An 8,786-nucleotide genomic window follows, 5' to 3' on the forward strand; every position below is an offset into this window, starting at 1 on the left:
TCGTCTTTTTTGTTCAATCGCTTTTTCATACTTCAAAAATCGGAAGTTATTCAGTGGCCTCTAGATTCATCCAGGGGGCTTTGCCGTATTAGGTTCTATTCATTTAGCTGAGCAGCTCCTGAGGGACCCGATTCGCCATTCTTATTGACGGCAGTCACGCGGAACCAACCGCTTGTCAGAGTTGAGGGATAATCAAAGCTGTTTCTGCTTGTAGAACCGATCTTCGTAAATCTGCTTTGCCCATCCTCGCTGTAAAATACGTTGTACTGCGTAACTTGATCGGAAGATGGATTTTGTGCCCATGTTACACGGATGCCATTGTCTGTCTTTACGGCACCGGTCCCTGTTGGTGCATTCGGCGGATTGCTTGCTTCTGAGCTGCCGCCGTTGCTTGAATCATCCGGCGGTTGATTACCGCCGTTCCCCGGGGTAGCCGGCGATTGATTGCCGTCGTTGCTTGAATCATCCGGCGGTTGATTGCCGCTGTTCCCGGAACCTGTCTGCGGTTGATTGCCGTTGTTCCCGGAACCTGTCTGCGGCTGGTTGCCGCTGTTGCCAGAGTCAGCCGGCTGTGAATTGTCTCTGCTGCTGCCAGGACTCTGAACTGAATCGGAATTAGAACCAGGCGATTCGGAAGCCGTTCGACTCATTGAGGCCATTAAGCTCGGTGCCGACTCCTTGCCCGCTACGTCAACAGCGGTGACGTAGAAGGAGTACTGATTTGAAGATGAGATTTGGGTTGAGAAACTGTAGGCCTGCCCTGTGACGATGGAATTTCCGTTTTTTTGAAAAGGCCCTTGGTTGATGGAGCGATATAGCCGATATCCGACGACATCTTGCTCATTATTACGATTAAAGGTGATGCTCACTGTACTGCCGCTGCCATAAGATAAGCGAACGTTGGATGGCGGCGACGGTGCGGCCCCATCATCGACGCGTGGGTCGACCTTAGCCGGAGCATCGTTGCTAGCGTCCCTTGGCAAAAAATAGCTAAGCGGTCTACGGTCGCTGGCAGGGAGCTGCTCTTGCGCGGCTCTGATTTCATCCATCAACTCATCTATTGGTTTTTTCCGGACAAAAAGTGTCCGCTCCTGCACAAAGTCTGAAGGTGTTAATTCTTGAGCCAGATAATTGACGCCGTTATAGGAGATAAACGCTCTCTTGACAAGTCCGTCATCATTTTCCTTGGGCAGATATTTCTCATTGAAATAGTCAGTGACAAGTTTGCCCATTTGTTTTGTCAGATCTGTCGGCCACTTGCCGGTTACGCTGGAGACAGTTGCCCTAATGATACCTTCTGGTTGTACGAACTCTTTTGTCTCAAACAATTCAGGCTTTGCATCGGTGGCTTGATTTAAGATCTCTGCCCAAATTTTGCGGGCTCTTGAACGACCTTCATCAGACAACGAATTGACCTGCTCCTTGTATCCTGCCCACACGCCAAGCGTCACATCAGGGGTGAAGCCCATAAACCATACATCGCCGTAGCTTTGGGTCGTACCTGTTTTCCCCGCAATCGGAATTTCACCGTATTTGTTAAACCACGATGTCAATGTATGGGCTGTACCTCCAGGCGCAGAAATAACAGTACTTAGCATATCTGTAGCCAGAAATGCGGTTTGCTCGGAGAACACGCGCTGCGGGTCCGGTTTGTGTTCATAGATCACTTTGCCGGAAGCATCCGTAATTTTCTGAATCATGTAAGCGTCGTTGAAAATGCCGTGATTCGGAATGGCGCCATATGCATTCGTCATCTCTTCGACCGATATGCCTACGCTTAAGCCGCCAATAACGCCGGTTTGAGCATAATCATCCTCCGGCTGCAGCGTAGTGATACCCAGCTTGCGTGTAAATTCCCAAGCCTTTGGAATAGTTACATCCTCCAGAAACAGCTTCAATGCCGGGAGGTTTAACGAACGGTTGAGCGCATCGCGCGCGGTTACGAGACCGTCATACCGGTTATTTGAGTTTTTCGGAATATGGAATCCTTTTTGTCCATCCTTCAACACGATCGGTGCATCATCAAGTACACCGGCCGGTTGAATCAGCCCGGACTCGATCGCAGGCAAGTATGCTGCGATCGTCTTCATGGCTGAACCGGGCTGCCTTTTCATCTGGGTGGCGTAATTCATTTGCTCCAGATAAAAGTCGCGCCCCTCGAGCATGCCGATAATTGCGCCTGTTTTATGATCAATCATCATTGCTGCAATTTGCTCGACGCCTTTTTTATTATCATCGGGGGAGAAGTTTTCCTTGTTGGAACCAATTCCCCGCATCAAATTGTAAATTTTCTTGTCAATTGTTGTATGCACCCGATATCCGCCGCGAAGCAGATTCTGCCGCGATTGTTCAACGGCTGCAGCATTCTCGGGCTTGCGAAGGTCTTCAAGCGTATAATTCTGGTCCTGTTGCAGCAGTAAAAGCTCTGCTGCCTGCCGTTCTGCTTCCATCATTAAGTACGGAAAGGTGGAGTATGCTTTCTTGGCTGGTTTAGCCAATGAAGCCCGAGTATCGAATTGCAGCGCTTCTTGGTACTGCGCATTGGTAATTCGCCCCGTCTCGAGCATCCGTTCCAGTACGCGGCGCTGCCGCTCCAAGGCACGCTCAATCCCTTTTTCATTGTATTCGCCTTTGCCGTTGAAAGCGGAATATACGGAAGGCAGCTGTGGAAGTCCTGCCAGATAAGCGGACTGGGCAATATTAAGTTGACTCAGGTCGGTAATATTAAATATACCTTTGGCTGCTGCTCTTATACCGAATACATTATAGCCGTTTGAGCCATTTCCAAATGGCATTTTATTTAAATAGGCCGTTAATATTTCGTCTTTCGTTAAATAACGCTCCATCCGTAAAGACAGGAAAATTTCCTTGAGCTTCCGCGCATCTGTAACATCCAAGCTTAAAAATACGCGCCGTGCAAGCTGCTGGGTCAACGTACTTCCGCCGGTCTGGGTATCCTCGTTCAGCAGCTTTTGTTTAACTGCCCGTCCCAAACCATTAATATCAACACCAAGATGCTGATAAAAATTGTTATCCTCTACCGCAAGCAGTGCATCTATCATCTGTTGAGGAATGTCGTTTGACTCAACAATGCGCCGGTCTTCCTCGGTTCTAAGTTGTCCGATTGGCTGGCCATCGTTAAAGTATACGAATCCTGTGATGGCGTTCTCATTAATTTGTTCTTCAATTGTCGCTCTGGAACGGACGGGATCATCCTGGACGAGTGAAGCGACATACCCTGTAACAGCTCCTCCAGCAAATAAACCGATAATAAGGCCGAATATAAATAGCCATTTTACCGTTATCCAGGCAACAAGTCCCAAGGTTCGCCACTTGCTGCGTTTGGGTGTTGGTTTCTGACGGTCTTCTTCCATTCTATGTACTCCTCCTCCAAATTACTTCTCTATTATAACATAAACCGCCAATTCAAGGCACGAACCGCGAACGAATTAATCCTTATGATTCATGTGAACTTTTATAAATGATAAAGAAAATACGGTTAGTCTCGTTGACTTCTGCAAGCTGCTATGGTATAAAATCTATAATCTATTTGCGGTGAGTTTTCTCGATAAGGTGAATCTGATCGCTATATATTCAACAAGCAATGACAGGCAAGCAGTAGATCGCGGAGAAACGGAACCAGAGAGCCGGTGGAAGGTGCGAACCGGAGCGTGCCGCTGATTGAATTACCGCCTCGAGCTGATCAGGGGAACACCCGGCATAACAATGCGCCGGCAAGTAGCCTGCTTCCGGATCTACAATCCGTTATCCTTGACAAAGTGAAAGCTGATTTGCATCCAGCCATGAATGGCTGTGCGAATCGCTTTAACGAGGGTGGTACCGCGAGCAAATCCTTCTCGTCCCTTGAGGCGAGAAGGATTTTTTGTGTTTTTTACAATGATAAGGAGGATGGTTAGACGTATGAAATGGGAAGAGTTAACAAAGGAACAGCAGGTGGAAGTAGAAAGACAAATGGAGGTCATCCGCCGCGGGGTCGTTGAGATCGTGCCGGAAGAGGAACTCAAAGCAAAGGTGATTCGCTCAGTCGTCCAAGGCAAACCGTTAAAAGTGAAGCTGGGGCTGGACCCGTCCGCGCCGGATATCCATATCGGCCATACAGTTGTGCTCCACAAGCTGCGCCAGTTTCAATTGCTTGGTCATGAGGTGCAGTTAATTATCGGCGATTTTACAGGACGAATCGGCGATCCGACAGGAAAATCTGAAACCCGCAAACAATTGACCGAGGAAGATGTGAAGCGCAATGCGGAAACGTACCGCAAACAGATCTTCAAAATTCTCGATCCTCAGCATACGACAATCTACTTTAACTCGGAGTGGTTAGGGCCGATGACGTTTGCCGATGTCGTGGGATTATCCGCGAAGGTGACGGTAGCCCGCATGCTGGAGAGGGATGATTTTACAAAGCGTTATCAATCCGGACAGCCAATCAGCATCCATGAATTTTTCTACCCGTTGATGCAAGGATACGACTCTGTAGCACTTGAAAGTGATGTCGAGCTGGGAGGCACCGACCAGAAGTTCAACTTGTTAATGGGACGGACGCTTCAGAAGGAATACGGCAAATCGACCCAAGCGGCCATCATGACCCCGCTGCTGGAAGGGCTGGACGGCGTTCAAAAGATGAGCAAAAGCTTGGGCAACTATATCGGTATTGATGAAGAGCCGAATCAAATTTACGGCAAAGCCATGTCGATTCCGGATGAATTGATGGCGAAATACTATGAGCTGGCTACAGATATGAGCAATGAAGAGCTTGCAGCACTAAAACAGGGGTTGCAGGACGGTTCTGTTCATCCGCGTGACGCGAAGATGCAGCTTGCCCGCACCTTTGTGCGCATGTACCATGACGAAGAATCTGCACAAGCGGCACAGCAGCATTTCGTGACGGTGTTTCAACAGCGTGCTTTGCCGGATGAAATTGAAGAAGCCGTCTTATCGACAGCAGAGCTGGAGGAAGGCAAGATCCGCATCGTGAAGCTGCTTGTCACGCTCGGGCTCCAAGCTTCAGGCAGTGAGGCCAAACGCAGCGTACAGCAAGGGGCCGTGCGGATCAATGAAGATAAAATATCGGATCCGGCTGCGGAAGTCGAGCCTAAGGATGGCGATGTCATTCAAGTAGGCAAGCGTAAATTCGTTAAAATCAAGCTTCAATAAATTTGAGGAGATTACCAAATAATCGGCGGCATCTCCATGGTTTTTGTAAAAAGTGAAACTTTGTTCACAGAATCGGCGTAATAAATATCGGAACAGATAACAGGATTTGGAATTTGGGGGTGAGGAACAATGGAAACCTTATTCTGGGCATGCTTGACCGGCGGCATCCTGTACGCGATCGTCAGTGTCATATTCGGCGATATCCTCAGCGAGGCGTTAGATGGCATGCTGGATTTTCTGTCGATGGACGGCATCCCCTGGTTGCAGCCGATGACCTTGGTTGGCGGCATCACTGTATTTGGCGGTGCCGGAATTATGCTTGACCGTTACACGTCTCTGGCAGCGGCAGGTGTTATCGGATTCGCGGTGCTTTCAGCGATCATCATCGGAACGGGCGTTTACTTTCTGTATGTCAAGCCAATGCAGCAGAGCGAGAACTCAACCAGTTATTCGCTCGGTGAAATGTCGGGAAGAATCGCAGAGGTGCTTGTTCCGATCCCCTCTTCAGGTTATGGGGAAGTGATTGTCAAGGTGGGGGCAGCAGGAATTACAAATCAAATCGCTGCGAGCCATGATGGTGAGCCCATTCCTTCCGGTTCCAAAGTCGTCGTCGTTGAAGTTCGCGATGCTACGCTGTATGTGTCCAAGTTGGATCTGTAACTTACAGAAGCTCATCTTGAAAGGAGAAATGGCATGCCTGAGTATTTGGTGGTTCCGGCAATCGTAGTTGGTGTCATTGTTGTACTTGGATTGGCTTTTTGGGCACGGTTCAAAACGGTCAGCCCGGATCGGGCGATGGTTGTTACCGGTTCTTTTCTCGGAACAAGAAACACATTGGCGGACGATACCGGACGCCGAATCAAAATTGTCCGCGGGGGCGGCGCATTTATTCTTCCCGTATTTCAGAAAGCGGAGTTTTTATCCCTGTTGTCCCACAAGCTTGATGTTTCAACACCTGAGGTTTATACGGAACAGGGCGTTCCGGTTATGGCGGATGGCGTAGCGATCATCAAAATTGGCGGTTCTATTGAAGATGTCTCTACGGCAGCAGAGCAATACATGGGAAAACCGACCGACGCTTTAAAGAGTGAGGCGCAGGAGGTGCTGGAAGGACATCTGCGGGCAATCCTCGGTTCGATGACAGTCGAAGAGGTATACCGCAACCGTGATAAGTTTGCCCAAGAGGTACAAGGCGTTGCAGCGAAAGATCTGAAGAAGATGGGGCTGCAAATTGTCTCCTTTACAATCAAAGATCTTCGCGATAACAACGGCTACCTGGACGCACTCGGTAAACCGAGAATCGCGATCGTGAAGAGAGACGCGGACATCGCGGAAGCGGATGCGATCAGAGATTCAAGGATTCAGAAGGCAAGAGCGGAAGAGGAAGGGCAGAAGGCAGAGCTGCTGCGTGATACGAACATCGCCGAGGCCGCCAAGGAGAAGGAATTAAAGGTTGCGGAATTCAAGAAAGATCAGGATATGGCCAAAGCGGAAGCGGATCAAGCGTACTCGATTCAAGAAGCCCGGGCCAAGCAGAGCGTCGTAGAAGAACAGATGAAGGTTGAATTGGTGCGCAAGGAAAGAGAAATTGATCTGGAGGCCAAAGAAATCCTTCGCCGTGAGAAACAGTACGATGCCGAAGTGAAGAAAAAAGCGGACGCGGACCGGTATGCGGTAGAGCAGGCTGCAGAGGCTGACAAGGCCAAGCGTTACCGCGAGGCAGACGCGCTGCAGTACAGAATTGAAGCCGAGGCCAAAGCGATGGCCGAGCAGAAGCGTCTGGACGGTCTTGCCGTAGCGGATGCCGAGCGGGCCAAGGGTACAGCTGAAGCGGAAGTGATCCGTCTTCGCGGCCTTGCTGAAGCGGAAGCCAAAGAGAAGCTTGCTGAAGCGTTCGAGAAATTCGGCGAAGCCGCCGTATTGGATATTATCGTCAAGATGCTTCCTGAATTGGCTGGTAAGGTTGCAGAGCCGATTAAGGGCATTGACAAGCTCACTGTGGTGGACACAGGAAATGGAGAAGGAGCGGCAAGGGTAAGCAACTATGTTACCTCGCTGATGGCGACTGCACCTGAAATGTTAAAGAGTGTATCCGGAATTGATCTTGAAAGCTTAGTAAAAGGGTTCACGTCAAGGGCAGTGCCGACAGCGGTCAAACCGAATCCGCCTGCTGCCTTCAAAGCTATTCCCTCGGCAGAAGAGATGATAAACAACCCAGGCAATATCTGATAGAATCCATAAAAAAAATCCCCGGATGTCCGGGGATTTTCTTATTAACGGCTGTAGAACTCGACGATTTGTTTCTCGTCAATTTCTTGGGAAAGCTCAGCACGCTCTGGCAAACGGATATATTTGCCTTCCAATGCGTTGTCGTTGAATTCCAAGTAGTTTGGAATGTGGTGACGGCCTTCAAGCGCTTCTTTGATCGCTTTGAGGCTGCGGCTGCGCTCGCGCAGTCCGATTACATCGCCGATGGAAACGGTGTAGGAAGGGATGTCCACTTTCTTGCCGTTTACAGTGATATGTCCGTGTGCTACCAATTGGCGGGCACCTGCACGGGAATTGGAAAGTCCAAGACGGTACACGAGGTTGTCAAGGCGGCTTTCCAGCAAGAACATGAAGTTCTCACCGGCAATACCTTTCAATTTGTTTGCTTTGTCAAACAAATTGCGGAATTGCTTTTCGTTCAAACCGTACATATGGCGAAGCTTTTGTTTTTCTTGCAATTGAACGCCATATCCACTCAGTTTTTTGCGTTGGCCTGGGCCATGTTGTCCTGGTGGGAATGGGCGTTTCAATTCTTTGCCGCTGCCGCTCAGAGAAATGCCGAGACGACGGCTTAATTTAAATTTAGGTCCTGTATAACGTGCCATGCGTGTCAAAACTCCTTCTTCAAATGGAATGTTTGAAAAGGGGATTGTTGTTTCGCCGGATCCTCTCAGTGACTAACGGGATAGCCGCATTAGTCCTGATAAGCTTTTCAGCCGCTGGCTTATCAGCGAGAGCACCCATGAGGGTGACACAAAACCGTACGCCCTTTATTCAACAATAAATATTATAGGATATAAGGGGTAATTGTCAAGAGGATACGGAGGAAGCGTGTCGTTGTTCTGTGATAATGTCACCCCATAACTGTTCTGAGATAATGTCACCATGGGACAGGAGACAATTACATTGACCAGAGCAGAGATGAAGAAGGTAGTCGTGGTGGAGAAAATTATCGGTGGACACATGACAAACGATGAAGGGGCGGCAGCGTTAGGATTGACGAAGAGGCAGATCATCCGTCTGAAACAGAAATACAATCAAGGTGGGGCCAGAGCGCTTATCCACAAGAACAGAGGCCGAAAGCCGGCACACTCGTTAAAGGATGAAATAAAGGAACGCGTTGCCGAACGTTATACACAGATCTACCATGGCAGCAACAACTGCCACTTCGCGGAACTGCTGGAGGAGCATGAAGCGATCCGGTTGAGTGCGTCCAGTGTACGGCGGATCTTACTGGGAAAAGGCATCAAACAGGCGAAACAGCGTCGACGCATCAAAGCACACCAGCCCCGAAGCCGCAAAGCACAGGCGGGGATGCTGTGGCAAATCGATGCCACGCCTTA

The 8,786-nt window shown here is 49.4% G+C and carries 6 protein-coding genes and 1 other annotated feature; of the genes, 4 read left to right on the forward strand and 2 right to left on the reverse strand.

Going from position 1 to position 8,786, the window contains the following annotated elements; genetic code table 11:
- Positions 1 to 95: 95 nt before the first annotated feature.
- The gene (locus IEW11_RS24640; protein ID WP_188533754.1) at positions 96 to 3,374 is read right to left on the reverse strand and encodes a transglycosylase domain-containing protein; all 3,279 of its coding nucleotides are present in this window, start codon (positions 3,372 to 3,374) and stop codon (positions 96 to 98) included.
- A gap of 221 nt (positions 3,375 to 3,595) precedes the next feature.
- Positions 3,596 to 3,868: a binding site (T-box leader), on the forward strand.
- Positions 3,869 to 3,921: 53 nt separating this feature from the next.
- Here IEW11_RS24640 and tyrS point away from each other — a divergent pair.
- From tyrS to floT, 3 genes are all read left to right on the forward strand, one after another.
- A complete protein-coding gene (gene tyrS / locus IEW11_RS24645; RefSeq protein ID WP_188533755.1) occupies positions 3,922 to 5,175 on the forward strand; it encodes a tyrosine--tRNA ligase in 1,254 nt (417 codons plus the stop codon).
- Positions 5,176 to 5,304: 129 nt separating this feature from the next.
- Positions 5,305 to 5,835: an NfeD family protein gene (locus tag IEW11_RS24650; RefSeq protein WP_188533756.1), complete on the forward strand. Its 531-nt coding sequence runs from the start codon at positions 5,305 to 5,307 to the stop codon at positions 5,833 to 5,835.
- Positions 5,836 to 5,868: 33 nt separating this feature from the next.
- Entirely contained in the window at positions 5,869 to 7,404 is a 1,536-nt protein-coding gene (gene floT / locus IEW11_RS24655; RefSeq protein ID WP_308422763.1) for a flotillin lipid rafts scaffold protein FloT, read from the forward strand.
- A gap of 44 nt (positions 7,405 to 7,448) precedes the next feature.
- On the opposite strand, the gene rpsD is transcribed toward floT, so the two are convergent.
- The gene (gene rpsD / locus IEW11_RS24660) at positions 7,449 to 8,048 is read right to left on the reverse strand and encodes a 30S ribosomal protein S4 (RefSeq protein ID WP_188533757.1); all 600 of its coding nucleotides are present in this window, start codon (positions 8,046 to 8,048) and stop codon (positions 7,449 to 7,451) included.
- A gap of 301 nt (positions 8,049 to 8,349) precedes the next feature.
- Between rpsD and IEW11_RS24665 the strand changes: the two genes are divergently transcribed.
- On the forward strand, positions 8,350 to 8,786 hold a 437-nt coding region (locus tag IEW11_RS24665; protein WP_188533758.1), incomplete at its 3' end, for a helix-turn-helix domain-containing protein.

The sequence above is a fragment of the Paenibacillus abyssi genome (genome assembly GCF_014640295.1).
Lineage (GTDB): Bacteria > Bacillota > Bacilli > Paenibacillales > Paenibacillaceae > Paenibacillus_D > Paenibacillus_D abyssi.